Origin of the sequence: Neobacillus drentensis, from assembly GCF_021560175.1 — a bacterium.
Taxonomy (GTDB): Bacteria; Bacillota; Bacilli; order Bacillales; family Cytobacillaceae; genus Neobacillus; species Neobacillus drentensis_A.
Genome location: NZ_CP091110.1, coordinates 4,046,341 through 4,072,348, shown reverse-complemented (window position 1 = coordinate 4,072,348; position 26,008 = coordinate 4,046,341). Strand labels below are relative to the sequence as shown.

The 26,008-nt window shown below is 37.2% G+C and carries 24 protein-coding genes and 1 riboswitch; of the genes, 14 read left to right on the top strand and 10 right to left on the bottom strand.

Translation table 11 applies throughout. The features are described from left to right. The first annotated feature begins 298 nt into the window (after positions 1–298). Positions 299–1,288, top strand: a complete 990-nt coding sequence (locus tag L1999_RS19065) for an acyltransferase family protein (protein WP_235739993.1) — start codon at positions 299–301, stop codon at positions 1,286–1,288. 43 nt (positions 1,289–1,331) lie between these two features. Here the strand turns inward: L1999_RS19065 and L1999_RS19060 are convergent, their stop codons facing one another. The 3 genes from L1999_RS19060 to L1999_RS19050 all read right to left on the bottom strand — a co-directional run bounded on the left by L1999_RS19060 (position 1,332) and on the right by L1999_RS19050 (position 3,930). Continuing rightward, positions 1,332–1,856 (bottom strand): MerR family transcriptional regulator, encoded by a 525-nt coding sequence (locus L1999_RS19060; protein WP_235739992.1) that lies wholly within the window; start codon positions 1,854–1,856, stop codon positions 1,332–1,334. A 106-nt stretch (positions 1,857–1,962) separates the two neighbouring features. Next, the gene (locus L1999_RS19055) at positions 1,963–2,934 is read right to left on the bottom strand and encodes a MerR family transcriptional regulator (RefSeq protein WP_235739991.1); all 972 of its coding nucleotides are present in this window, start codon (positions 2,932–2,934) and stop codon (positions 1,963–1,965) included. 207 nt (positions 2,935–3,141) lie between these two features. After that, positions 3,142–3,930, bottom strand: coding sequence for a Cof-type HAD-IIB family hydrolase (locus L1999_RS19050; protein WP_235739990.1), 789 nt, complete (start codon positions 3,928–3,930; stop codon positions 3,142–3,144). 140 nt (positions 3,931–4,070) lie between these two features. On the opposite strand from L1999_RS19050, the gene L1999_RS19045 reads away from it, so the two are divergent. From L1999_RS19045 to L1999_RS19025, 5 genes are all read left to right on the top strand, one after another. Next, the gene (locus tag L1999_RS19045; RefSeq protein WP_235739989.1) at positions 4,071–4,805 is read left to right on the top strand and encodes a polysaccharide deacetylase family protein; all 735 of its coding nucleotides are present in this window, start codon (positions 4,071–4,073) and stop codon (positions 4,803–4,805) included. Between the two features lie 90 nt (positions 4,806–4,895). Continuing rightward, complete coding sequence (locus L1999_RS19040) at positions 4,896–5,720, top strand: DUF2935 domain-containing protein (protein ID WP_235739988.1); 825 nt, start codon at positions 4,896–4,898, stop codon at positions 5,718–5,720. A gap of 165 nt (positions 5,721–5,885) precedes the next feature. Next, positions 5,886–6,233, top strand: coding sequence for a hypothetical protein (locus L1999_RS19035; RefSeq protein ID WP_235739987.1), 348 nt, complete (start codon positions 5,886–5,888; stop codon positions 6,231–6,233). Between the two features lie 163 nt (positions 6,234–6,396). Further along, positions 6,397–7,899, top strand: coding sequence for an aminotransferase class V-fold PLP-dependent enzyme (locus tag L1999_RS19030; protein ID WP_235739986.1), 1,503 nt, complete (start codon positions 6,397–6,399; stop codon positions 7,897–7,899). Positions 7,900–8,008: 109 nt separating this feature from the next. Beyond that, positions 8,009–8,497 carry a L,D-transpeptidase family protein gene (locus tag L1999_RS19025; protein WP_235739985.1) on the top strand — a complete coding sequence of 163 codons (489 nt, stop codon included), beginning with the start codon at positions 8,009–8,011 and terminating at the stop codon, positions 8,495–8,497. A gap of 83 nt (positions 8,498–8,580) precedes the next feature. Here the strand turns inward: L1999_RS19025 and L1999_RS19020 are convergent, their stop codons facing one another. Further along, positions 8,581–10,968, bottom strand: a complete 2,388-nt coding sequence (locus L1999_RS19020) for an immune inhibitor A domain-containing protein (protein ID WP_235739984.1) — start codon at positions 10,966–10,968, stop codon at positions 8,581–8,583. A 784-nt stretch (positions 10,969–11,752) separates the two neighbouring features. Here L1999_RS19020 and L1999_RS19015 point away from each other — a divergent pair. After that, positions 11,753–12,406 (top strand): hypothetical protein, encoded by a 654-nt coding sequence (locus L1999_RS19015; RefSeq protein ID WP_235739983.1) that lies wholly within the window; start codon positions 11,753–11,755, stop codon positions 12,404–12,406. Positions 12,407–12,607: 201 nt separating this feature from the next. Next, entirely contained in the window at positions 12,608–14,932 is a 2,325-nt protein-coding gene (gene helD, locus L1999_RS19010; protein WP_235739982.1) for an RNA polymerase recycling motor HelD, read from the top strand. A 61-nt stretch (positions 14,933–14,993) separates the two neighbouring features. Here the strand turns inward: helD and L1999_RS19005 are convergent, their stop codons facing one another. Then, on the bottom strand, positions 14,994–15,128 hold the full coding sequence (locus tag L1999_RS19005; protein ID WP_235739981.1) for a BA3454 family stress response protein: 135 nt from the start codon (positions 15,126–15,128) through the stop codon (positions 14,994–14,996). 132 nt (positions 15,129–15,260) lie between these two features. Here L1999_RS19005 and L1999_RS19000 point away from each other — a divergent pair, with 132 nt between their 5' ends. After that, the gene (locus L1999_RS19000; protein WP_235739980.1) at positions 15,261–15,725 is read left to right on the top strand and encodes a GNAT family N-acetyltransferase; all 465 of its coding nucleotides are present in this window, start codon (positions 15,261–15,263) and stop codon (positions 15,723–15,725) included. A gap of 22 nt (positions 15,726–15,747) precedes the next feature. On the opposite strand, the gene L1999_RS18995 is transcribed toward L1999_RS19000, so the two are convergent. Beyond that, on the bottom strand, positions 15,748–15,978 hold the full coding sequence (locus L1999_RS18995) for a hypothetical protein (RefSeq protein WP_235739979.1): 231 nt from the start codon (positions 15,976–15,978) through the stop codon (positions 15,748–15,750). 355 nt (positions 15,979–16,333) lie between these two features. On the opposite strand from L1999_RS18995, the gene asnS reads away from it, so the two are divergent. Then, entirely contained in the window at positions 16,334–17,725 is a 1,392-nt protein-coding gene (gene asnS, locus L1999_RS18990) for an asparagine--tRNA ligase (protein ID WP_235739978.1), read from the top strand. A 61-nt stretch (positions 17,726–17,786) separates the two neighbouring features. Here asnS and L1999_RS18985 read toward each other — a convergent pair whose 3' ends face one another. Next, positions 17,787–17,963: a hypothetical protein gene (locus tag L1999_RS18985; protein WP_235739977.1), complete on the bottom strand. Its 177-nt coding sequence runs from the start codon at positions 17,961–17,963 to the stop codon at positions 17,787–17,789. Positions 17,964–18,122: 159 nt separating this feature from the next. On the opposite strand from L1999_RS18985, the gene L1999_RS18980 reads away from it, so the two are divergent. Next, complete coding sequence (locus L1999_RS18980; protein WP_235739976.1) at positions 18,123–18,338, top strand: helix-turn-helix domain-containing protein; 216 nt, start codon at positions 18,123–18,125, stop codon at positions 18,336–18,338. Positions 18,339–18,414: 76 nt separating this feature from the next. Here the strand turns inward: L1999_RS18980 and L1999_RS18975 are convergent, their stop codons facing one another. Then, positions 18,415–19,899, bottom strand: a complete 1,485-nt coding sequence (locus L1999_RS18975) for an amino acid permease (RefSeq protein ID WP_235739975.1) — start codon at positions 19,897–19,899, stop codon at positions 18,415–18,417. Positions 19,900–20,051: 152 nt separating this feature from the next. Next, positions 20,052–20,241: riboswitch (Lysine riboswitch) on the bottom strand. Positions 20,242–20,447: 206 nt separating this feature from the next. On the opposite strand from L1999_RS18975, the gene L1999_RS18970 reads away from it, so the two are divergent. Beyond that, positions 20,448–21,263 carry a YitT family protein gene (locus tag L1999_RS18970; protein WP_235739974.1) on the top strand — a complete coding sequence of 272 codons (816 nt, stop codon included), beginning with the start codon at positions 20,448–20,450 and terminating at the stop codon, positions 21,261–21,263. 595 nt (positions 21,264–21,858) lie between these two features. On the opposite strand, the gene L1999_RS18965 is transcribed toward L1999_RS18970, so the two are convergent. Next, positions 21,859–22,473 (bottom strand): PH domain-containing protein, encoded by a 615-nt coding sequence (locus tag L1999_RS18965; protein WP_235739973.1) that lies wholly within the window; start codon positions 22,471–22,473, stop codon positions 21,859–21,861. Between the two features lie 239 nt (positions 22,474–22,712). Between L1999_RS18965 and L1999_RS18960 the strand changes: the two genes are divergently transcribed. Next, complete coding sequence (locus L1999_RS18960) at positions 22,713–23,681, top strand: DMT family transporter (RefSeq protein ID WP_235739972.1); 969 nt, start codon at positions 22,713–22,715, stop codon at positions 23,679–23,681. Positions 23,682–23,842: 161 nt separating this feature from the next. Next, complete coding sequence (locus L1999_RS18955; RefSeq protein ID WP_215044325.1) at positions 23,843–24,181, top strand: YmaF family protein; 339 nt, start codon at positions 23,843–23,845, stop codon at positions 24,179–24,181. 99 nt (positions 24,182–24,280) lie between these two features. Here L1999_RS18955 and L1999_RS18950 read toward each other — a convergent pair whose 3' ends face one another. Further along, a complete protein-coding gene (locus tag L1999_RS18950) occupies positions 24,281–25,534 on the bottom strand; it encodes an erythromycin esterase family protein (RefSeq protein ID WP_235739971.1) in 1,254 nt (417 codons plus the stop codon). Positions 25,535–26,008: the final 474 nt, after the last annotated feature.

The following is a 26,008-nucleotide window of genomic DNA, read 5'->3' as shown; positions in this document are numbered from 1 at the left end:
CTCCTAAGTTCTTTTTTTGTGGCATCCACCCAGCGATTTTGTATTTAAGCTTTTCTTAAGGACTACCTGGTAAATTAATCGTAGGTACATAGTATCGTTATTTTAAAATTGTAATTCTTATGCAATAGTTGGTAAAAACAAATACATACTGCTGTAATACTTTTATGATATTGTGGGTATAAGGATAACTAGGATCAATTTTCATACTGTCCAAAAGGGTTTTCTCTTGTGATTATAATTAATACAAATAAACATATTACTATACCTTTTTGAACGATAACTCGACTGAGGTGATTAGATGGCTGCAACTTCAAAAAGGAGTAAATTCTTCGACAATGCCAAATTTATTTTGATCTTTCTTGTTGTTTTCGGACATATCATTAGTCCACTTAAGGAGCAGGATGGAATACTGTTTACTTTGTATACAGGGATATTTTTATTCCATATGCCTGCCTTTATCTTAATCTCTGGATATTTTGCAAAAGGCTATAGAAAGAAGGGCTATCTTAAAAAATCTGTCAAGAAAATCTTAATTCCATACTTAATCTTTCAGATGATTTACTCCATTTATTATTATCTAATTGGCCAAGAAGAGAAATTGGCCTTTGATTTTCTCCATCCTCATTGGTCATTATGGTTTTTATTAAGCCTTTTCTTCTGGAATTTGTTATTATATGGATTTGCTAAATTAAAGTGGTTCGGTATGGGAGTGGCAATCATTTTAGGGATTGCAATTGGTTATGTAGAGGATGCCGGAAGTTTCTTAAGCCTTTCAAGAACCTTTGTCTTTTTCCCATATTTCCTTTTAGGATTTTTACTGAATGCTAATCAGTTAAAACGGGTTGTACGGGCTAAGTATTCACTACCTATTGGGATTATGATCATTATTGCAACAATGATTTTCTTCTGGATGGGCTTTCCAAAAGATGCAGTGCCTTGGCTGTTAGGGGATACCTCTTATGCAAACATGGGGGGATTGCAATGGTCGGATGGTCTTGTGCGATTGCTTCAATATGCACTGACATTATTGGTTGTCTTCGGTTTTTTTGCATTAATTCCCTCAACACAATACAAACTTACAAAAATTGGTGAAAGAACGTTATATGTTTATTTATTCCATGGCTTTATTATAAAATCAATCCAAGCCATCTTACCGGATGAAACTTTACAGTTTCTATCAGGAAATTACATTCTACTTTTCTTCTTGTCCTTTTTCATCTGTCAACTCCTTGGCAGTTACTTTATAAAGAAATATACAAGACCATTAGTTGAGTTTAAAACTGGATAAGAGAACATAAAAAGTCGAACGTAAAGTACGTTCGACTTTTGCTTTACAAAAAACCTAACAGACTGCTCATAAAATTCTTCTTTTTTCGTTTTGTTTTTGTTTGGTCAAAGACCAAAGGTTTTTCGGGAAGTAACGGTGAGGTTAATTCGTTCAACTTACTTTGGAGATGTTCCATTTGTTGGGTTAAATTTTTAACCTGATCTTGCAATTCCTCAATTTCTCTTCGATGCTGAAGCAATTGATAGGAAGCAACGGAATCTGCTTTGGCATGTAGACTTATCTCCAATTCCTTGACCTTCCCTATTAGTTTTTCCATTGCTTCATCATTTTCACTTGCCTTCACAGTCCCTTTTCGGATGCTTTTTTTCTCTCCCACTGGGCTAATCTCATGAAGAAGTGTTCCGGCTTGTAGTTTTTCGTGAATATCTTTTAATTGCTGAATATCTTGGCTGCTAAAATAATAATGACCTCGTTCATTTTTTTCCATTGGCAGTTCGAGCTGCTTTACCCAACGCTGGATCGTACTCGAAGATACCCCTAATAACTTTGCTACTTCACTAGTATTCATGCCGAATCCTCCTAAAGATAGAATAAGCTACAAACAAGAGTGACGATAGACTAAGAAAATCTTAACGAATAAAAAGGAATGCGCCAAAACAAAAGTTGAAAAATACTCAAGCCCAAAACTTCCACCATTTCTTTTCTTTTGCAGCTGCGACATCACGGAAGTTAGTTAGCATTTGTTGGAAGGCCAATTCTCTCTGGGTAACTTCTTGTCGGTATTGATTCCGCTCCTCAATAAGGAATTCACGGTCTTTTGTAATAGCCTCAGCTAAACTGGAGATTTCGTTATTTGTGACATCAACATAATGGGAAAGTTCTTCAGAAGTTTCAGATAGCTGCTTTGAAAGGGAAAAGATCTCTTCAGAGGTTTCTAAGGAAACATTCGCGACTTTATTTGCAAGGTGTTTCAAGGAGTCTGTCGTTTCCTCTGATACTTTTTCAATAGACTCCGATAAAACTTGAATTTCAGCCTTTGTATTTTCGGAGGATTTATAAATGGAATCAGAGATTGTTTTTACCGTTACAAAAGTACCTTTTGAAATTTCCTTTTTTACTTCTTCTAGAACTTCTTTGCGAACGACAGTGCGAATTTCGTCCTTTACTTCACTTAAGAACGTTTTTTTATAATTCTCCATTGCGTCAAAAAACAGCTCCGTATTTTTCATGGCACTCTCCTCAATTGGTAACTGAGTAATGGCCTCTTCTGGGACAATTTCTAAAGATACTTGCGGCTCGGAAGTATTCATCTTTTCGAGATTGATTTCTGACGAGACATCTGGATCCGGAATAATCTCATCTTCCGGAAACACTTCTGAAGTATATAGGTGCATAGATGAACCCTCGACTTTCTCCGGCTCTTCGATTTTTTGCATTTCCTGACGGATGGCGTCTTTGCTCACTTTTTTATCAGCCATCTGTTTTATTTCTACTAACAATTCAATCTCTATATCCGTATATATTCTGGCTCCTTGTTTTGTTCGTGGGATATCAAGTAAATCTTCAAAGTCTTGTTCCCATTTTCGTAATGTCCCAGGAGTTACATTTATTTTTTTGGAAACCTCTTTTAAGGTATAGGTCTTCATAAAATCCATTCCTCTCTCTATTTATATAGGAAATTTTTTGTTCATTAACTAGTTATTCACCATCAGGTATACATTTTTCCTGCTGGTTGACAAAAGCTATCAAAACAAGACTGAAATCACGAAATAACAACATTTTTTTGCATAAAAAGCGCAGAGGAAAAAAAGAAATGCAGGTATTCCACTATTGAAATACCTGCATTTCTTTTTTTATTCAACTAATCCAAGCTTCTTCAAACCATTATAGATCCCAGAGTTTGTAACATCTGTTGTTCTATGTTTGGCATATTGAAAAATATCTGGGTGGCCGTTACCCATCGCAAAGCTTTCGCCAACAGCTTGCAGCATTTCCTTATCATTCATCCCATCCCCGAAGGCAATCGAACTTTCTTTTGGGATGTTGAGGTAGTTTAATAACGTTTGAATTCCAAATCCCTTATTAATCTTATCTCTAATCACATCATAGCAATGCCTAAGTCCTTCAACATTCACTTGTGATAAATGAATACCTGACTCGTTTTCATAAAGGGAAACATCCTCCGTTTTTAAATTAATCAGTGTTATGCCCAAAATATCACGCTCGAAGTCTGGGGTATACAGTTCGTTTTTATGAAAATGAAACACCTCAATAAATTTTTGGATAAAGGGTTCTTGTAGATCAGTGAAGAGATTTTCTTTATTTGTATAGAGAACGGCATCATGGTTGTGTTCCTTTGCAATTGTGAGGTAACGCTTAATCAATGCTGGTTCTAACGGTTCCTGAAAAATGTCTTCACCTTTATATACTGCGTTGGCCCCGTTATAGCCAATAAAAGAGCGAATGTTCAATTGTGAGGCTAAATCATCGATTTCGTGGAGCGGCCTTCCAGTGGCAAGAAATACTTCTATCCCTTTAGCCTGAACCTGGGCAACGGCTTCTTTTGTTGATTCTTCAAATCTATTATCAGGTGTTACAAGTGTGCCATCAATATCTAGGAATAGGACCTTAAACTTTGTCATCAGTGTTCTCCTTTTTAAAAGTTATGAATAGTTTACCACCATTTGAGAGGAGATATCATCTCTTATGACCGAATGACAAATTAGGCAAAAGGAAATAGTAATTTAGATTCTTTTAACTGAAATGAAGGGAGGAACATTAAATGAAAATATTTTTTATTGTATTATTAACCATTGCTGTTTTGGCCTTACCAGGCAAGGGAAATGCTGCTCAAAAAATACCGATTCTTATTTATCACTCTATTGCTGAATATTCAGGTACTGGGTCCAAGGAACTTTATGTCACGCCAGAAAACTTTGAAGCACAAATGATCTACCTGCGAGATCATGGTTTTACGTTATTAACATTTGAACAATGGCGCGAAGCAGTGAATGTAAAAAAACCGATTTTTCTCACCTTTGATGATGGCTATAAAAATAATTTAAATGTGTTGACCATTTTTCAAATGCTGCAAACAAGGGAGTTTAAGCCGAGAGGAACCATTTTTGTCATTTCTGATTTTATTGGCAGGCCTAATCGTCTATCAGACCAAGAGATAAAACGAATAACCGATTCAGGTTTAATCTCAATTCAGTCACATACAGCTACCCATCCTGATCTTACGAAATCTGAGAAGCTCACGTATGAATTAAAAGATTCGCAAGAGAAGATTGAGAAAATCACTGGAAAAAAGGTAATTGCACTCGCATACCCGTACGGAAACACCAATAAGCGAGTGGTAAGTGAAACGGAAAAGTATTACAGGTATGGACTGACAACCACCCCTGGCCCATATACTTCTTCTAGTACAAAAAAGGAACGATACTTGTTACCCCGGACCTATGTTACATATTCTACCAGCCTTAAGGAATTCGCCAAAATAGTCGAGGTGCAATAAACAAAAATTTCATGTTTTTTACGAAAAATTTTGCAGAAAATTTCTAATTTAATCAGGCATGAATATCTTCTTATTAGAGGGGGGATGTGTATGTCTGGTACTATTAGTTTGTGGGAGGAGCATTTATTCTGGCTTGAAATTTTACAGGATCATGCGATCTTTGTTCGTGATCATTTATCGGTGATAGAAAGAAAGGAGATTTCTATTGCAGAAGGGTTTAATCAATCCTTTCAAGGCCTTCTTAATCATCTAAAACAAATGAACCCAACCTTAAGCTATACATCGAGTGATATAACTGCGTTTGCCAAACAAGCTTATGCTGTTTCCTACGAATATTACCGGTTTGAGGGACAGATGCAGAACTTAAGAATTAAAAATGAAATAAACTTAAATCTGTCACCTACTTATTTAAATGGCACTTTAAATGAAAATCAAGAATATTTACGGCTCTTATCCTACCTTGTCAATGGACAGCAGCCAGTTCGGCAGAGATTGGATCAACTGCTAGATTTATGGCTGGAGGATCAATTGGGTCACATCATTCTATTAAGGAATTTAATTGATCCGATCGAGCTGTCTGTTGAGCGTCAATCAGATCTTTATGCGCAAAGATTTCAGATGTTCATCCTGCAGAATCATCATGTAAAAGGGTTCTTGCGCTTCACGGAGCAGGGGTTCCCGCGTCAAACCGAATTGGCTTTAGAAGTCGGCAAAACGGTTATCGATATGAATCAATATATTCGATCCGTGGTTGAAAAATATAAGGGTAATAGGATATTAAATAAAACAACCCTTCGATTCCTCGAACACCATTTTCCTGAAACCTGCTATTTTATCAAAAAATTAGCAGAATTTGCTCCAGAGCTTCAGACTGAAAGTATGCAATGTTCATTGCGAAAACCATCATTTGAATAGTTCAAAGAAACTATGCAAGATGCAGGAGGCCTATTGCATAGTTTTTTTGTAAGCAATCAGTAAAAACGTAATGACACCACTTTGTAAACTGTGGGAAACTTGGATGTAATCAAACCTCGCTATAATAGGGTTAATATACTTGAATCAAGTTGGGTGGGGTATTTTATGGAAGAAACACTGACAAAATCGTATCTACAAAAATCACTAGACGAGTGGAAGGAAGATATTTCCTTGGTTTTAGCTGAAATCGCCAAAGAATATGATGAAGTGGCACAGGAATTAAAGGTGTATTCGTATAAGTATGGAATTACGAAACAAGTTATTCAATCAACAGTAAATGAAGAGATTATTGAAAAAATCCGTGAGATGTATCATAAACCTTTTGAAGAAAGCTATAACCAATTAAAAGAGTACATAAAAGATTTAGAGGAGAAACGAAGAGTTTTTCAAATGTTTATTCAAAAAATTGAGGAGGTAACCAAAAAGGAATCCGCTAAGATTACAACTTATTAATCGTAGAAATTGAAATACCTAATCGGTGATCCGATTGGGTATTTTTTACTATGGCAGACGAGAACCGTTTGGAAGCCCTTTCTCTTGTTTGAAAACAAATGAAACGGTGTAAAAGAGCCTTGCATATATTGAATAAGAACAAAAAGTGTGAGGTGTGGAACAAATGATCACGGCCAATATTGGAAGTAAAACGTTTCGAATCCCAGACAACCTTGAAGAATATTTTCAACCATTTCGCTCAGATGTAATTGGGATGAACCAAGAATTTGATTCCCCCTTTGGTCAAAAGAAAATCATTTATGCCGACTGGACGGGCAGCGGAAGACTGTATCAACGGATTGAACAAAAAATTTCTGAGGTATTTGGACCCTTTATGGCCAATACGCATACAGAATCAAATATCACTAGTTTAATGATGACCGGCTTATATAAGCAGTCCAAAAAAATTATTAAAGAACATGTTAATGCAGATCAACATGATGTGGTTATCCTGGATGGATTTGGAATGACTGCAGTCATAAATAAACTACAGCGCATCTTAGGGCTGCGAGTTCCGGAAGTTTGGAGAGACCGACTCCCGCTTTCTGGTAAGGAAAGACCCATTATTTTCCTGACTCATATGGAACATCATTCGAATCAGACATCATGGCTAGAAACACTTGGTGAGGTCATAGTGATTAATCCTGATGAGGAGGGGAGAGTGGATTTAAATCATTTAGAACATCTTCTTAATGTTTATAAGGATCGCAGATTAAAGATTGGTTCCTTTTCAGCATGCTCTAATGTAACTGGGATTCAAACGCCATATCATCAGCTTGCAAAGCTCATGCATCAACATCAGGGGCTCTGTTTTGTTGATTTTGCAGCCTCTGCACCCTATGTCGAGATCAATATGCATCCGGAAGATCCGCTTGAGAAGCTTGATGCGATATTTTTTTCACCGCATAAATTTTTAGGCGGTCCTGGAACATGTGGAGTATTGGTCTTCGATTCAAGGATTTATACCAATAAGGTCCCAGACCATCCCGGCGGCGGAACAGTCTTATGGACCAATCCTTGGGGAGAGCACCAGTATATCGATGAGATTGAAATGCGGGAAGATGGAGGGACCCCTGGAATTCTGCAATCGATTCGGACTGCTTTATGCTTGAATTTGAAAACGAAGATGGGGATCAACAAAATATTGAGAAGAGAGAAAGAACAACTCAGTCTGTTATTTTCCCATATGGAAAACATTCCGGAGGTCAAAATATTAGCAGGGAATATCAAAGATAGAATTGGTATTGTTTCGTTTTATATTGAAAACATTCATTATAACTTGGTGGTTCGTCTCCTAAATGACAGGTATGGAATTCAGGTAAGAGGGGGATGTTCATGTGCAGGGACGTATGGCCATTATCTCTTAGAAATCGATCAAGCAACCTCGAAACAGATTACGGATAAAATTAATCAAGGAGATATGTCTACAAAACCAGGATGGGTACGTTTCTCAGTTCATCCGATCATGACAAATGACGAAATACTTATCTTTGTTCGAGCGATTAAAGAAATTACAGAAAACATAGATAATTGGAAAAACGATTACGTCTATGATCCTCCTAGTAATGATTATTTCTATATCCATCACTTGCGTGAGGATATGTCGCCATTTTTTAGATTTAAGTGATTCACTAAAATTATAAATAAGCATTTCGGAGATGGGCAGAGGCTTAACCGTTTTATAGTCAACCACATACTTGTATAGGAATATGCTATCAGAAGGAAGGTGGGATAGCATGATCCATACAGTACAGCCAGGTGAAACACTGGGAACAATTTCAGCAAACTATCGAGTGAGCCTAAGGCGCCTTTACGCTGCAAATCCGGGAATCGGACATTTGCATGTGGGACAAAAAATACAAATTCCAGGTCTGCCGGAGCCAAGTACCATACCCTATTCAATTCAAGTATCTGTTGGTAAAAAGAGACTTACATTATACAATAATGGCCGGTTAGTGAAAATTTATCCAATTGCGGTCGGCAAGATGCTCACACAAACACCAGTAGGGGATTTTGTTATTGTCAATCGCCAGTATAATCCCGGGGGACCATTCGGGGTTTTATGGCTTTCTTTATCAAAACAAGGCTATGGGATACACGGGACTAATGATCCGAGTTCGATCGGAAAGTCCGTCTCTCATGGTTGTGTAAGAATGTATAATCGGGATGTGCTTCAGCTAGCTGGAATGGTTCCAAATGGAACCAGGGTCAGTATACGTCCATAATTTCTAAAGGCGGATTTTTTTATTCTGCCTTTTTTATATAGCAGAAAATCCCACCCCTTAAAATACAAGGGTGGGAAATTTATTTACTTATAGATAACAATTGAACCAACAGATTTATCTTTTGATTCGCCATTTACACGAACTTTTAGACCGTAATGTGGAATATCGCGTCCAGCATCCGGTACAAATGTATTTAAGTACGATTTGCTATCATCGAATAATGATACAGCTGGTTGACTTGGAACATTTAAAGTCTGAATTCCAGGATAAGTAATATTTAATTCAGAAGTAGGATCTAAACCAAAAGCTGCATCGGCAATTTGGAAACGAGTACTTGCTTTTGCCGTTTTTCCATTAGCTAGAATCCATTCTAAATTCTTGTCAAGATGTGAGTCTACAACACCTAGGAAGCCATTCCCAGGGTGAGTACCTGTCCAGTTATCAGTGTAGCTATTATCAACATACCAAACTACTAAACCACCATCATAGCTCATTAAAGAACTTCCACGTTTAATATGAGCAAGACCCTGATCTACTCCTTGATGATTACGCCATTCAAGTAAATAGTAGTGATCAGCGTATACATTGCCGTCGAACTTGTTGAAGCCGTTATGGGTGAAAGCAGAAGTTGATCCTTCACCATCTTCATTCAATACATTTGTACCGTCAGCAGTAACCTTTACATTGTCAACGAAGAAACCAGTATCGTTATATCCCCAGTCAGTAATGTAACGGAACTTCAATTGAATTTTCTTGCCTGCATAGGCAGATAAATCAAAAGTTTGTTTTGTCAATCCTTTTGAGTCTCCTGTGAACCCAGGTAGATTAGCAGGGATTGTAGGATAAACACCTGATGCTACACGAGAAGTGGTGTTTGCATTTGAAAGTGACGTCCAAGTAGCTCCATTATCTTCTGAAACTTGTACAAAAGCGTAGTCCCATTCATCTTCAATCTTATAGTAAGCATCAAAATCCAATGTAGCAGAACTCTTACCAGTTAAATCAACCGATGTTACCATATTGTTGTCAGACTCATCACCTGTCCCACCCCAGAAAGAGAATTTGCCATCTAACGGATCTAATAGGTGTTTTTTCTTTTGTGGTAAATTTACTCGAATCGCCTGGTTATTTTTTCCGAGTGGTGAATTTGCTTGATCAAGTAAGAACTGTGTTCCTTTTGAAGTAACATCTTCTAAATTGACAACTGTTGGATCTGTCCATTTTCCTCCAAGTGTAGCTTGAAAATATTGCTTTGCATATGGGGAGAACCCAGTTGGTTCTGTACCAGGAACTTTTCCTGCCCATGAACCGCTTGACATAATCGACCAATATTGATTTGGCTCGTCAGCGCCAGAATAGACTGTATCATATTCATCAGGAAGGCCTAAGTCGTGACCATATTCGTGTGCGAATACCCCGGTAGCTCCATCTTCAGGCATTACTGTATAATCATAAAATCCTGGCAAGCCTTTACCAAGACCATCAGGATCATAGAAAACGGCAGAACGATGCGACCAAATTGCATTATTACCAAGTGATCCACCACCAGCTTCTTGACCCATACCAGAATGGATGATTTGCAGGTGATCAACTAATCCATCTGGTTCCCAAAAGTTACCGTCACCATCTAAGTCATGTGGATCTTCTAAATCATAGTCTTGTAAAGGTATACCTGCTGCAATTGCAGCAGTGTAAGTGTCTCTTACTAATTGGGCAGCACCACCCGGTGTTACATTATCGTGCCCTGTGCTTTTATCAGCACCGTAAAATTTAGCAGTACCAGGAACTTTTAACCAACCGTATGCCTTACCATTAATTGTGTAGGTGCCACCAGATTGCTGTTCATAAAATTGCTTTTGAGAAATGAAGTTTTGGCCATTTGGACCAGTTACTCCATTGGCACCAAAAATCATGTCTTCAAAGTGATTTATGGTATAATCCTTGTAATAGTTATCTGTTTGGCTGGGCTGAATTTGGTTATGGGCAAAATCCGAGTACTCTACTACAAGCGTTAAAAGTTTACCTTGTTTAACCACTCCAGGTGATTTTCCTTCTTTTACGTTTTGCCCGTATTTATTACCGTTTCCTTTCATCATCCCATTATTATATTCTTTAAACTTTTTTTTCTTCTTCGCGTCACCAGCTTTAACTTTTGCCGCTATTGGGTCATTCGTTTTTACATTATCCTCTTTACCTTTTTGTACTAGGTAATTGTGAAGTGCTGATTGTTTCTCTGTTTCAGTTGCATCTTTGGAGATAATCCCCTCCCTAATTAGCAACTCGATTAACTTGTCCTCATTTACTACAGATAAATCTAGTGAACCATACGACTGAGAGACAGCGCTAGAACTCTTATGTAGCAATTCCCCGCTTGTAAGACTGCTGCTGTTTACATAGTTGCCAGGAAATCCTGAGAACAATGTACCAGCCATGACTGCAGTGGTTAGACCAGTTTTAAATAGTTTCTTCAAAGATAGACCTCCCTAAAAAAATGTAGTTGCAAATTTAATAATATTCTGAAAATAAATGTTGAGCAATAGGATTATTTCCTCATATTTCTTCTTATTTCCTGAAAAACCAGTTATTTGGGAGTAGTTTTCGACATCTTTAGTATTTTTTTACAGAGAATTTAGCAAAATTACTAGAATAATAATTTGGGGAATATTTAATTACATGGTTAATGACAAAACCCTTAATATGTATTAATTGATAGCGTTTATAAAGGATTATCCAAATGACTATTATTATAGTTTTAATATAGTTTCAGAGAACAGTTTATTTAGACTTTCAAAATAATTTGTCCTCCAAATTATAAGTAAATAGAATATTTAGAAAATATATTCGACTTAAAAAGCCCTCCTTTTTTGAGGAGAGCTAATTGTTTAAGAAGATGATCTGTCTTTGCTGCTTGAACTCGTTTGTTAAGATTAACATTAACTTTGTCGCCGATGAGGAGAGGGCCTGTCTCAAGTGCGTATTTTAAAAACATATTGTCAATTTATTTTGTAATGAATTCCTGACTTTTTTCGAATACTAATCAAATAAGAAAGTCTAAGGACGGTTTTTTACATGAGGTTGAAAAATAAAAATAGTATCCCTTTCTTTATTTTGTTTATAATCCATACATTCCTCATAGGATTAGCCTTTTATAAAAGTAAAAATAAAAAGGAAGTAATAATTTTTCTGGGTTCCATTATGGGATTTTCCTATTTATTGGAGTTCTTTGTATTAAACTTGTTCAAGGGTTACAAATATATGCCAAATGTTTTAAGAAATAAATCGTTGGACAATTTTCTAGGAGCTTTTTTATCGCAGTCCATTTTTGTTCCGTATACTGCAGTTTACCTCACTTTGACTAAATCAGGATTAGCTAAGAAACTGCTCGGAGGCATTTATTTTTCCTTAATTGAGTTATTATTTTTGCGCCTGCGGGTATATAAGCATAATTGGTGGAGAACCGTTTATACCTTGATTCTAATCCCCATTTACTTTGTAATAAGCGATTACTGGTATTATATGCTTGCCCAAAAAAATGAGCTCATCCGTAAGATCTCCCTCTTTTTGATGATCATGGTAACTGAAACAAACTTATTTTTACTTTTAGCGTTCCTTCGTAAAATTCGTTTTGGTTGGGGCAGATATCATGCATGGACGGAACATTTTTTAATCACACCTTTATATTCCATTACATTTTCGCTTTTTAGCTACTTTACCTTAAAAAAATATAATGGTTATTGGGCAAAGTTGATGGTGGTTTTGTTCGATGCTTGTTTATATCAAATTTTTATTAGGACGAAGATATTAAAAACAAAGATAAAATTAATAAATTATATTTTAATAAAAAGTGTTATGGTATTTGTTTATGGAACATATAGAAAGTGGATTTTTGGCGGATATCGAGATGAATGAATCTCATGCAAAGTAAAAAAACGCCTATTTGGCGTTTGGGTTTTGTGAATTCAATCCTTGATTATTAAAAGAGGGCATGATACAATGACTGGTGGTATAATATGTATATTTGTTAAAAGAGTTTAAATATCTATTATAACATTATCATATAATAGGTACATTGTCAAGGAATAGAAATCTATTTTAAGGGGAAGTGGTTAGATGAGCGATAAAGAAAGCACCGACTTACGACTGGAGCAGGAGAGAGTAGGTACGGTTGTAAAGGTCATCGATCAAAAGATAAAGAGTCTGCAAAAAAATACTGGGACTGTACGCTCTGATGTTATCGAGATTCGCAAGAACTTTTGGGAAGATGTTACGGTCAACACAGATGAACCAGATGACATTATAGAAACGGCAGCAAGTATCAAACAACAGGCTGAACTGCTCTCAGAGCGCGAACGTACGCATAGTCACTTGGATAAAAATCTTAAAACACTGGCCCGATTAAAATACTCACCTTATTTTGGCCGGATTGATTTCCTGGAAGAAGGCGAGAGGCATGTTGATCAAGTCTATTTAGGCATTGCCTCATTAATGGATGAAAACGACGAGACTTTTTTAATTTATGATTGGCGGGCACCGATTTCGAGTTTATATTATGATTATTCTCCAGGCTATGCGCAATATAAAATACCTGAAGGTACCATAGAAGGAGAAATGTCGCTAAAACGTCAATTTATCATCCGGGAATCAGATATAAAGGCGATGTTTGATACAGGTGTAACGATTGGTGACGAAATGCTTCAGGAAGTACTTGGGAATAATGCGAGTACGCAAATGAAGAGCATTGTTGCCACCATCCAGCGGGAACAAAATGAAATCATCCGAAATGAGCGAAGTAAAATTTTAATCGTTCAGGGTGCAGCAGGGAGCGGAAAAACCTCAGCAGCATTACAGCGCGTTGCCTATTTACTCTATCGTTATCGGGGTACCTTGAACGCCGAAAACATTATGCTTTTTTCCCCTAATCCTCTTTTTAACAGCTATGTTTCGACAGTACTGCCTGAACTTGGCGAAGAAAATATGCAGCAATCTACATTTCAAGAATATTTAACGCAAAGATTGGGAAAAACCTATGATGTTGAGGATTCATTTTCACAAATGGAGTTTCTTCTTAGCGGAAATTTGGAAAAGGAATATCAGACAAGATTGGAAGCTATTCGTTTTAAGGCCAGTCTTGAATTTAAAACGTTAATTGACCAGTACGTATCTAAGTTATCAAACCAGGGCTTAATCTTTAAGGACTTATCCTTTAGAGGTGATAAGATTATTTCTAAAAAAGAAATTAGCGAATATTTTTATGGGTTGGAGAGCAGTTATTCCATTCCAAACCGAATGCAGCTGGTAAAGGATTGGTTGTTAAAAGAATTAAAGCGCGCTGTGAAACGGGAACGTTCTCAAAGCTGGGTAGAGGAAGAGGTTCAATTCCTTGAAAAAGAGGATTATATGGAAGCATTTAAGAAGCTTCAAGAGAAGAACCGCTTTTCGGATAATACCTTTGACGATTTTGAGCGGGAACAACGGCTGCTTGCTGAAATGGTTGTAAAAGAAAGATTTAAACCGTTATTTGCAAGGGTGAAAAACTTTAAATTTATTGATCTAACACAAATATACCTTCAATTGTTTAAGGAAATGGAACCATCCAAAAAGGGCTTTCTAAACCATTGGCCAGAGATGTGTCAACAAACAATTGATCACATCCAGCATAAAGCGGTTCCCTATGAAGATGCTACGCCTCTTGTTTACCTGCAGGATTTACTTGAGGGCCGGAAATCAAACACCGCGATTCGCCACATTTTTATTGATGAGGCACAGGATTATACACCGTTCCAGTTTGCCTTTATCCAGCGCCTGTTTCCTTACAGCAAAATGACTTTGCTCGGAGACTTTAACCAGGCCATCTTCTCAGGGGCAACAGGTTCGCAAACAGTTTTGACTGATTTGGATAACAGCGAAAAAGAGGTTGAAACTTTTGTCCTTACCAAAACCTATCGTTCAACCAGGGAAATTGTGGAGTTTTCCAGTGCACTTATTTCAGATGGGGAAAAAATCGAACCATTTAATCGTAGAGGGGAAAAACCAACAGTGAGCCATGTGGACGAGGCACAGTTAAATGGAAAAGTTCTTGGGAAAATTAAACAATATAAGTCAGCAGGATATCAAACAATTGCCGTAATCTGTCGGACGGAGGCAGAAAGTAAAGCATTGTTTGAGGAACTTAAAGAAGAAGTTCCGATCCATTTAATTGAAAAGGGGACCATTTCTTATGAAAGAGGAATTAATGTGATTCCATCTTACTTAGCTAAAGGAATAGAATTTGACGCTGTCATTCTTTATGATTGTTCCCGCTATCAAAAAGAAAGTGAGCGGAAATTATTTTATACGGCCTGCACACGTGCTATGCATGCCCTCCATATGTTTGCTACCGGTGAAAATAGTCCTCTCATGGCTTGTGTACCTAAGGATGTTTACGATGTTATTTAAATAAATTAAAAAGCGGCAAGGGTCCGATTGGTATTGGATACTCCTGCCGCTTTTTAAGGTATTATTTTTTCCATTGCTTTTGAATTTGTTCAGTAGCAAGACGTACTATTTCATCTTCGGATGTTTCTCGCTGTGCGATAACATTTGTTAAGTAGCTTTTTCCTTCAAGAGTAATTTTTACTTCTACTTGGACCATTTAAAATCACCTTTTTCTTATTAGTTTTGTTAAAATTGTGTGAGATCGTTATGATAAGCTTCCTAGTTCAATAGGGTCATTCTGTGGGATTGAATTCATGTATTACGTCAAAATTCTAAGGGAGTGTTCGGGATGTCTATAAAATTCGAAGAAATAAACAAAGAAACTTTATATATTGCTCTTGAGATTATAAATTCAAATCCACAATATAATGAGATGGAAAATAGGAAAAAAACTAGGTCACTTACGGATATGGAAAAAGAATTTCTGAACCCAAATACAACCAGTAAATTTATTAAACTTGATGATACATATATTGGGGTTATTGATTATATGCTGGTAAATCTGAAAGATTCTTTTCCATGGCTGGGATTGTTAATAATTCATAAAGATTATCAAGGATTTGGCTTCGGTAAACAGGCATATGAAAATTACGAGAATGAGATGCGAAATCGGGGATTAGACAACATTAGAATTGGCATATTGCAAGAAAACACAAAAGCGCAGCGCTTTTGGGAATCTTTAGGATTTGTTTATTATATAACATCTAAGGCTGAAAATGGAAGTGGAATATTATGTTATCAAAAACAAATATAAAATTCATTCTGCCAATAAAAAGTTACACCTCGACTACCATAAATTCGTCAACAAATAGTTGTACTTCTATTTTATCGACTTTGTTTTTTCTAATCATGGATTCTGCCACAACGATTAGTGGTTGTACGGATTGATTCCTTTTTAAATCATGGATCGAAACATCGCCATTTAATAATTGGATAGCTTTTTCTCTATTGTCTTGATTCTTAGAAGATTTGTAAAGCAGATAGGCAATACAGGTAACCTTGTCCACAAACTGACCTCCAATCAAGTATTCCTTTTCCTAATTAATTCGACTATATTCTAAAGGATTCCTGCTAATTCACGGATAGATATTTCTGAAAAATAAAATTATATTTACCAAAGGGTATTAGGCAGGCGAGAATAGCTAAAAAAACGACAATTTATTCCTTATCCCCCGAATAATTTGTTGAATATTGCTTATGGGACGTGGTATTTTGTATAATATTGAAGGGATAAAGAAAAAGGTGATAGTCAGAATTCTACCTTTCTTCCCTTAGGATGAAAGGTTTTTATTATTATATCGGGTAAAACAATGATTCTGGCTATTAGCATAACCTTTTACATAGGATTTAGGAGGAAGAAGAATGAAACAGGTCTTAATTAAGGATTTGTACAGAAATACGGAAAGTTATGTTGAACAGAAGGTTCAATTATCTGGATGGATCCGGACAATACGGGATTCCAAAACCTTTGGGTTCATTGAATTAAATGATGGAAGCTTTTTTAAAGGTGTTCAAATTGTTTTTGACGAGCAATTAGATAACTTTAAGGAGATTACCAAGCTTCCCATTAGCTCTTCGATTCGAGTAGAGGGTGACTTTGTTTATACACCTCAAGCAAAGCAGCCATTTGAAATTAAAGCAACGGAAATTTCTATTGAAGGGACATCTAATGTAGATTATCCGCTGCAGAAGAAAAGGCATTCCTTTGAATATTTAAGAACCATCGCGCATTTACGTCCAAGAACAAATACGTTTAATGCTGTTTTCCGGGTAAGATCGTTAGCATCTTATGCGATTCATAAATTTTTCCAGGATAAAGGATTTGTGTATGTTCATTCACCAATTATCACTGGCAGTGATACGGAGGGTGCCGGAGAAATGTTCCGTGTCACCACTTTGGATATGGATAATCTTCCAAAAACTGAAGATGGCAAAACTGATGTGACAAAGGATTTCTTTAATAAAGAAACCAATCTTACCGTGAGTGGTCAGCTTTCTGCTGAGGCGTTTGCATTGGCCTTTAGAAATGTGTATACATTTGGTCCAACCTTTAGAGCGGAAAATTCAAATACGGCAAGACATGCGGCTGAGTTTTGGATGATTGAACCTGAGCTTGCTTTTGCCGAGTTACCGGATATCATGGATTTAGCCGAAGAAATGGTGAAGTATGTCATTGGTTATGTATTGGAACAAGCTCCAGAAGAAATGAACTTTTTTAACAGCTTTGTAGAAAAAGGATTGTTAGATCGTTTGAATCTAGCTCATACAGCAAACTTTGGACGGGTAACGTATACAGAAGCAATTGAGTTATTGAAGAATTCAGGTGAAACCTTTGCTTATCCGGTGGAATGGGGCCTTGATCTGCAAACGGAACATGAACGCTATCTGTGTGAAAAAGTCTTTAAACGCCCAGTGTTTGTTACAGATTATCCAAAAGAGATCAAAGCATTCTATATGCGTTTAAATGAAGATAGCAAAACCGTTGCTGCAACAGATTTACTTGTACCTGGTATCGGCGAATTAATCGGTGGAAGTCAGCGTGAAGAACGCGAGGATATCCTAGCTGAAAAAATCAAAGAGCTTGGGATGAGTGAGGAAGACTATTGGTGGTACCTAGAATTAAGGAAATATGGCGGAACAAAACACTCAGGCTATGGCCTAGGTTTTGAAAGATTAATCATGTACTTAACGGGTATGGCTAATATTAGGGACGTTATTCCATTCCCTAGAACGACAGGTAATGCTGAATTTTAATGATATTAAAAAGAAGATTCATTTCATGTGAAATGGATCTTCTTTTTTTATCATCTTCGGTTTATGAATCCTCTTGTAGTTCTTCTTCAAAATAAAATGTACTAGGATGTTCTTTAACGATGTACGAATATCTTTTCATATTTTTCACATATTGCCATTTAGAAATGGTGACAACCTCACCGGTTTCTATTATATTTACAGTTTGACCATTATTGAAACGGTTATTCGAACTTTTCATTTCAACACCCCTCTAATCTTCCCTCTAAGTATATCACAAAAATGCCACTTATGCCTTGTTACATATAGGATATGGAAATAACAATAAGAATAACCGAAGCAGTTCTCCTTTCCATTATAATGTAACTATGGTATGCTTTACAAAAGCGAGGTGTCATTTTTGACCAATTATAAAGCAAAAAGAAGTAACCTCAAGGAGTTATTATCAAAAAGCGGTATGACTCTAGATAATTTAGAAAGCAATACAAACATTCCAAGGAGCCAGCTAGATACCTACATGTCTAAAAAGGTAATGACTTTAAATTCTGCTATGACCATTTCAAAAGAATTAAATTGTCAAATTGAAGATTTGTATATCTGGGAATCAGACAAGTAATAGAACGTCATGATTTATAAAGCAGCAACCAAAAAAACAGACTCCATGCAGAGTCTGTTTTTTTTGGTTTGAAAAATTATACGTTTAGATCACATTTTTCTAAAGGAATAACCTTAGTCTTTTTCGTGAATTTATAACCAAGCCATAAGATAAAGAATAATGGCAAGCCGATATAGGATACTAATACACTTTTCCAATCAATATGGTCGCCCATAAAAGCAGAGTAGTTTTGTCCTAGAACAACAAAAGCACAAACCGCAAAGGCAAAAATCGGTCCGAACGGAAAGAATCTTGATTTATAAGGCAACAGGTTTAGATCTTTTCTTTGAGCAACAAATGCTCTGCGAAAACGGTAATGACAGATGGCAATCCCTAGCCAAGCGATAAACCCAGACATACCAGATGCGTTTAATAGCCATACATAAACGGTACCATCTCCAAAGAAAGAGGCCAAAAATGCAAGTGTTCCTACTAACGTTGTCACGATTAAAGCATTAACCGGAACGCCATTTTTATTGAGTTTACCTAAGAACTTAGGCGCTTTACCTTGTCTTGCTAAATCCCATAACATCCGTGTTGATGCATACATTCCAGAGTTACCTGCTGACAAAACAGCTGTTAAGATTACCGCATTCATAACAGAAGCGGCGAATGCAATACCTGCTTTTTGGAAAACAAGCGTGAATGGGCTGACAGATACTTCACCACTAGCCAAGTTTCCATTTGTATACGGAATAAGAAGACCTATAACCAAAATAGCTAAAACGTAAAATAAGAGAATCCGCCAAAATACAGATTTAACAGCACGTGGTATTGATTTACTAGGATCGTCGGTTTCACCCGCAGCAACACCTAATAGCTCAGTCCCTTGGAACGAGAAACCTGCTGCCATAAAGATCCCAAGCATAGCCATGAAACCGCCGTGGAATGGAGCATCTCCAACTGAAAAGTTCTTAAAGCCAATTGCATGATCGCCCATAATACCGAAAATCATCAAAGTGCCTGTGATGATAAAAATGATAACCGTAACTACTTTAATTAGAGAGAACCAATACTCAGCTTCGCCAAATCCTTTTACAGAAAGATAGTTTAATAGGAACATAATGACTAAGAAAATGGCACTCCAGACAAATGAAGGAGTATGGGGGAACCAGAATTTCATAATCATGGTGACTGCGGCTAATTCAGCTGCAATGGTGATTGCCCAGTTATACCAGTAGTTCCAACCAAGGGCAAAGCCAAGGGATGGGTCAACAAATTTTGTAGCATATGTGCTAAAGCTTCCTGCTACGGGCATGTAGGCGCCCATTTCCGCTAAGCTTTGCATAAGGAAGTAAACCATAATTCCAATGACAAGATAGGAAAGAATGGCTCCACCGGGTCCAGCAGAGTGAATTGCCCCGCCGCTGGCTAGGAATAAGCCGGTTCCAATTGTCCCTCCAAGAGAAATCATCGTCAAATGGCGAGATTTTAGACTTCGTTTTAATTCGTTTGAATCATTTTTAGATGTATGTCTTCCTGTATTATTTTTTTCTAATGGTCTTGCTGTTTGTCCTTGCATAATAAAACTCCTTTTCTTTTATATAGTACTGATAACGTTACGCAGGTACCTGAAAGGTCAGCCTGCAATCACTAGTTCGAGAAGGAGTTTTGGAATAAAAAATGCCATCGAAGTAGAATCGATGGCATTGTGTATACCCCGCATCATACCTTCCGAAAGATAGCTCAACACGTTTGCTTGGTAGGTTCAAACGTGACAGTTCTGTTCCTATTCGAAAACAGACCCAGCATGCTTTTTTAGAGAACATAGCACACTTCGGCAGCTTTTCCTTTCAAACGGAGTCATGGATGTCTCTACATCTCATCCGTTTTACTAATAAAAACCGCGACCTCTACCTCACCGGTTTTGATGAGGATTTAACTATTCAATTAATATACTACTAAAGTATCATTAATATCTTTAAACTGTCAATGAGTTATTTGAAAATCAATGATATCGAAATAAACAGATTATTTTTTCTATTGGAAAAAAACTATTAAGTTTACTTTGATTTAGAGAATCAGTATCATTTAAAAAAAAGAAAAAATTGGGAAGCAGGAGGATTTGCCATGCAGATTATTGGAGTAATTGCCGGTTCCCTCATTGTAGTGGTGGCATTTAACCTTTTTTTAATTCCACACGCTGTTTTAAGCAGTGGATTAAGTGGAATATCTATGATATTAGGGATGATTACCCCATTAAATACCGGTTTGGCAAACTTTTTATTGAATTTACCACTCATCATTATTGGTTATAAGATGCTTGGGAAAAAATTCATCATGAATACGATCATTTCCGTGGTTATCATTTCTGTAGGCCTTTACCTAGTTCCTGTTCTTCCAATTGCGAAGGATTCCATTCTTTCATCTATTTTTGGAGGAATCTTAACAGGGCTTGGAGTAGGAATTGTCTTTCGTTCTTCGGGCTCCACTGGCGGGTTTGACATTATTGGGATGATCGTGTCGCGAAAAAAGGATTTTCCAATAGGAGTATTACTTTCAGGTATGAATGCTGTTGTCATTGTGATAAGTGGGTTTCTATTTAATTGGGACGCAGCACTTAATACCTTAGTATCAATTTATTTAACCGGAAAAGTAGTCGATACTATTTATACGGACCATGCCAAATTAACGTTGATGATTATTACTGATAAGGGCCAAGAGTTGAGGGAACATTTACTAACCAACCTATATCGAGGTCTTACCATTATGGATGGAATTGGTGCATACTCGAATGACAAACGAAACATATTAATAACCGTTATTACTCGTTATGAATTAAATGAAGTGAAGAATTTAATTGTTGAAGTGGACCCATGTGCTTTCGTCAATATCACCGAAACCATTGAAGTAATGGGGCTGTTTCATCGACAACATCCATCCTAAGAAGGGGTAAAGCCCCTTCGACGCTGAAGCTAAGAAGGGTAATAAAAAGGGTTGCACTAAACATAATAAAGGGTTCCGTTTTCGGTGCTTTCTTATTAATAGACTCAAGAAATGACGTATGTATTTGCATACGTCTTTTTCTGTGCGACGGGTAGTCTTACCTAGTACAGAAGATTCTGCACTGTAAGAGTTGTTAAAGGTTGAAGTACGTTTCGATAAACACGGCTCCCGATTCCCTAGGGAAATTCGGACAAGGCAATACCAAAAAGATGAGGTGGTGTCCGAAGACGAGTAAACTTTGGACAAGGGATAAGCTAAAAAGGTAGGTGGTGTCCGAAGACGAGTAAACTTCGGACAAGGGAAAGCTAAAAAGGCAAGATGGTGTCCGAAGACGAGTGAACTTTGGACAAGGGCAATGCCAATAATTGAACAGTACATAGCCTTTTAGCAACATTCCTATATGACAACATTCCAGAGTAATATTCTTTTACTCGAATTTAAATATAGCCATAAAAAAAACTGCACCAAAATTGTTAGTTTTGTGTACTAACAATTTTGGTGCAGTTCAAAGTCTGATACTCTTGAGGGGATTTTCTTAGTTATTAATATATTTTTCAAATACGAATCCAAAATCCTTCACGCAATACTGTTTTTTACTGTCCTCAAGCCATTGAAATGCTGCTTGATTAAGCATCTTGAACTGAACGACTAAATTGCTGTCTGGACTTGTGACGCGGCCTAGTGTTGTGGAAGCAACGTCAAGGCTTTGTTTTGCAAACTGTAGGCTGATTTCATTTTCATGGGAAATCTCAGAAATTTTGATTAATGCTTTATATAAGTCTTTAATCTCCTCAATGTGTTTCTTGTGTACATCAATCGAGAAAGGGACAGAGCCTATTTTGAATTTAATCTCAACATCGAGGTCTACCGTTCCTGCTGTTTCAAGCATCACATCCGAAATTCGATGGGTGGCATAACTATATCGGTGCAGCATCCGTTTTTTACTCGTAGCACTGGTGCCGTCAAGGTGGATTAGCGCGTTATTAGTAAAACAATATTCATCTGATTTAGATTTGATTAAAAAGTAAATTTTCTCATTGTCTTCATGCATGACATAATCGTCTGCATCCACCTTATCATAATTTTCCGGTTTAATGACAGATCCTACATCGCTCAATCCTAAAATATCGGAAGCAACTTTTCCAAACATCTTTTCAACCTCACTTTATAATTTTTTAACTAAGTTATGTACGAACTAGGGGTAAATAAAGTTTCAAGCGGCAGCTCTATTTTTAAATGACAGAACATTATATGCCGGACAGGAAATCCTATGCACGTTTTTTCATATGATATGTTAACATAAAATTCAGAAATCTGATATACTGATACAAATCAAATATTGGGGCAAATCTATGTTGATTTCCCATGAATATGAAAGGAAAGTGAAGAATGCGACCCATTATCTTAGGAATATTTGCCGCTTTCTTTTTTGCGATTACTTTTATCCTTAATAGATCGATGGATCTTGCCGGAGGAAGTTGGATCTGGAGTGCAGCATTAAGGTATTTTTTCATGGTTCCTTTTCTAGTACTAATTGTAGTCTTGAGAAAGAATCTTAAACCGTTGTTCCTTGAAATGAAAAAGCAGCCTGGTAGTTGGTTTTTATGGAGTACAGTTGGTTTTGGCTTGTTCTATGCACCAATTTGCTTTTCAGCGGCTTATGCTCCCGGATGGTTAATTGCTGCAACTTGGCAAATCACCATTATCTCTGGTTCCATGCTTGCCCCACTTTTTCATGAAACTGTTGTGACAGAGAAAGGGCCGGTACAATTAAGAGGGAAAATTCCCTTTAAGGGTTTAGGAATGTCTCTGATTATTTTACTAGGAATTATTCTTATGCAATTGGAACAATCGAACCACTTATCAATAATGGGGTTATCCTTAGGGGTTTTACCAGTTATTGTTGCCTCTTTTGCCTATCCATTAGGGAACCGCAAAATGATGGAGGTGTGTGGAGGCCGCTTGGATGTATTCCAACGAGTATTAGGCATGACACTAGCAAGCCTGCCGTTTTGGATTGTATTATCGATCTATGGATTCATCGACGCGGGTCCTCCGAGTCTTGGGCAGACTGCTCAATCTGGGCTTGTTGCTATTTCCTCCGGAGTTATTGCTACAGTCCTTTTCTTTCAAGCCACTGATTTAGTAAGAGGAGACATGCAAAAACTCGCCGCTGTTGAGGCGACCCAATCGATGGAAGTTTTGTTTGCTGTAATGGGAGAATTGCTGCTCTTAAACTCGGTGATGCCTTCTTTCTTATCTTGGGGCGGCATGGCATTAGTAATGATTGGTATGGTGCTTCACAGCTGTTTCGCAAATAAAATGGTAAAACAAAAAATTCATAATGTCAGTGTTTAATTGCAAATCCTTATCAATCATGGTTGATAAGGATTTTTCCATTCTACTCTTTCGTTCAAATATAACAATTGGTGCACAAAATTTTGAATGCTCATTTTGACTTTTTTTCTACTTAGCCGCATATAGTTGTAACATCAACATTACTTTATGGGGTGATTGCGATTAGAAATATAGGTAAGGATGACTTTGTCCAAGGCTTTGTTCCGCATCATAATCATGGTTCGGTCGACTACACAGGGGTAAGCTCAGGGCATGTCCATCAATGTTTGGATGTCACATCACCGGCAATTCCAACTCAAGATGGAGGACATATTCATTATACGGAAGGATATGTTGTTTTTGAGGATGGACACACACATCACTACCGTGCATACTCCGGTCCTGCTATACCTGTAGGGAATGGAATGCATGTACATTATTATGATTTCTATACTTCCGAAGACAATGGTCATAGTCATCATGTAAAAGGTGTCGACCATCCAGCACCCGGTTCAAAGTAATCAGTAAGAAAAACCAATCCTTATAGAGATTGGTTTTTTTACGGTCAACCTTGTTAATTTCATCTATTGGATATTGAACATTTATATAGAAACAGAGTACTAAACAAAAACTCGTTCTAAAACTAAAGGGTGTAAAGCATTTGTTCGATCTACAAAAATAAATCCATCATACCGTTGGCCCATGTTTGAAGGTACATAATTTCCAAATTGTTCGTATTCTGGATGATACACTACACCAATAGCTCTATGACCAATTGTTGCTGAAAATTCTTTGCGGTTTTGTTCGTTAAAAATAAGAAACTTATTCATCGCTCCAGACTGATGCATGAAATATTCCCAGCTGCCGGTCTGGGCAGGCGGAACTTTCATTACCTCCAAGTTTACTCCCCATTCGGTTGAAGCAATGACGGAGCCTGTATAGGTCCCAAATCCGACGATAAACACCTCATCTTCTCCATATTGTTCGCGGACAAGTTGTCCAACGTTTACCATTCCTTCATCCTTCATATCAGTGGCTCGTGCATCCCCAACATGGGTATTATGTTCCCATATAATGACCTTTGCATCGTTGCCATAAAATTTAACAATGGATTGTAAAGCATCCACCATGTGCCGATCACGAATATTCCAGGATTCATCATCACTTTTCACCATTGTTCGGTAGTATTCTTCTGCATGCGCAGTCACAAGCGCATTTACTTCCATATTGAGACTGCCTTCTTGGTCATCTTCAAACTTCCATTTATTTTTTTGAATGGTAGAAAGGAGGTCAAGGGCTTCTTTTAAACAGTCTTCTGATAAATATCCCGCTGACACTGCATAGGATTCGTTGTTTCGGTTATGAGGCTCAAAACAAGCAAAGGCCTTCTTTGCTATCTCAAGTTCAGGCGAATTAATTTTTTCTAAATAACCTACAATCTCATCTAGGCTCTCCCATAGACTGTATACATCCAGGCCGTAGAAACCAACTTTTTCTGTTCGGTTCGTTTTTAGATTAAACTCCTTTAACCACTCGATTAATTCAATTATTTCTTGATTGGCCCACATCCATGTGGGCCATCGATTAAAATCCTCTAGTACTTCCCGGGCCTCCTGTTTAGAGGAGGAAAGGCCTTTAATATATCGGTTAATTGATTGGCAGGCTGGCCAATCACCTTCCACTGCCATAAAGGAAAAACCTTTCTCTTGGATTAATCGTTTTGTTATTTCAGCCCGAATCGAATAAAACTCCGATGTACCATGTGATGATTCTCCAAGCAGAACGTATTTAGCATCACCTATCGCTTCGATTAGCGGATCAAGGTCATCAATAGTATGAAAAGGTTTTGCGTATTTTTTTAGGGATTCTATCATCTGTACGATCCTTTCCTTTTTAAGTAGGGTAGCTATATTTAAATAAGGTTCCCTTATTACTTTGGTACTAATCTGTAGTGGGATTCCCAAAAATTCACATCTTCGTCACGAGTTTTCTGTCTATTCGGTTAATTAAATGGTATACTATAAGTGTAAAAGATATTAACAACTTAGGAGGCTCAACCATACGTGTTCGTTCCGTTATGTGAACGAGTAGCAGTAAGGTTATTCCGATTAAATCATTTGGAAGGGTGGAGCGATACAAGGATTGTTAGGGGGGCTTAAATCCAAAATAAACTCCTTTTATAGTTGATTTATATGATTTTATTAGATCACTATCAAAGGAAAAAGTTAAGGATTTATAGGTTAGTACCTAGATAAGGAAAATTTCTTAACAAGGTATTCATAACTGAAACCAAACCGAAAGATGTATTGCCAAGAAGCTGAATCCAAATGGGAATAAAAGAGTCTTAA

Excerpts from the sequence above, each read along its gene's own strand:
- L1999_RS19035 (WP_235739987.1), top strand. The coding sequence starts at position 5,886 with ATGGAAGAAACACTGACAAAATCGTATCTACAAAAATCACTAGACGAG.
- L1999_RS19055 (WP_235739991.1), bottom strand. The coding sequence starts at position 2,934 with ATGAAGACCTATACCTTAAAAGAGGTTTCCAAAAAAATAAATGTAACT.
- L1999_RS19000 (WP_235739980.1), top strand. The coding sequence starts at position 15,261 with ATGTCTATAAAATTCGAAGAAATAAACAAAGAAACTTTATATATTGCT.
- L1999_RS19040 (WP_235739988.1), top strand. The coding sequence starts at position 4,896 with ATGTCTGGTACTATTAGTTTGTGGGAGGAGCATTTATTCTGGCTTGAA.
- asnS (WP_235739978.1), top strand. The coding sequence starts at position 16,334 with ATGAAACAGGTCTTAATTAAGGATTTGTACAGAAATACGGAAAGTTAT.
- L1999_RS18960 (WP_235739972.1), top strand. The coding sequence starts at position 22,713 with ATGCGACCCATTATCTTAGGAATATTTGCCGCTTTCTTTTTTGCGATT.
- L1999_RS18950 (WP_235739971.1), bottom strand. The coding sequence starts at position 25,534 with ATGATAGAATCCCTAAAAAAATACGCAAAACCTTTTCATACTATTGAT.
- L1999_RS18985 (WP_235739977.1), bottom strand. The coding sequence starts at position 17,963 with ATGAAAAGTTCGAATAACCGTTTCAATAATGGTCAAACTGTAAATATA.
- L1999_RS19045 (WP_235739989.1), top strand. The coding sequence starts at position 4,071 with ATGAAAATATTTTTTATTGTATTATTAACCATTGCTGTTTTGGCCTTA.
- L1999_RS18970 (WP_235739974.1), top strand. The coding sequence starts at position 20,448 with ATGCAGATTATTGGAGTAATTGCCGGTTCCCTCATTGTAGTGGTGGCA.
- L1999_RS18965 (WP_235739973.1), bottom strand. The coding sequence starts at position 22,473 with ATGTTTGGAAAAGTTGCTTCCGATATTTTAGGATTGAGCGATGTAGGA.
- L1999_RS19005 (WP_235739981.1), bottom strand. The coding sequence starts at position 15,128 with ATGGTCCAAGTAGAAGTAAAAATTACTCTTGAAGGAAAAAGCTACTTA.
- L1999_RS19060 (WP_235739992.1), bottom strand. The coding sequence starts at position 1,856 with ATGAATACTAGTGAAGTAGCAAAGTTATTAGGGGTATCTTCGAGTACG.
- L1999_RS19025 (WP_235739985.1), top strand. The coding sequence starts at position 8,009 with ATGATCCATACAGTACAGCCAGGTGAAACACTGGGAACAATTTCAGCA.
- helD (WP_235739982.1), top strand. The coding sequence starts at position 12,608 with ATGAGCGATAAAGAAAGCACCGACTTACGACTGGAGCAGGAGAGAGTA.
- L1999_RS19030 (WP_235739986.1), top strand. The coding sequence starts at position 6,397 with ATGATCACGGCCAATATTGGAAGTAAAACGTTTCGAATCCCAGACAAC.
- L1999_RS18975 (WP_235739975.1), bottom strand. The coding sequence starts at position 19,899 with ATGCAAGGACAAACAGCAAGACCATTAGAAAAAAATAATACAGGAAGA.
- L1999_RS19050 (WP_235739990.1), bottom strand. The coding sequence starts at position 3,930 with ATGACAAAGTTTAAGGTCCTATTCCTAGATATTGATGGCACACTTGTA.
- L1999_RS19015 (WP_235739983.1), top strand. The coding sequence starts at position 11,753 with ATGCCAAATGTTTTAAGAAATAAATCGTTGGACAATTTTCTAGGAGCT.
- L1999_RS19065 (WP_235739993.1), top strand. The coding sequence starts at position 299 with ATGGCTGCAACTTCAAAAAGGAGTAAATTCTTCGACAATGCCAAATTT.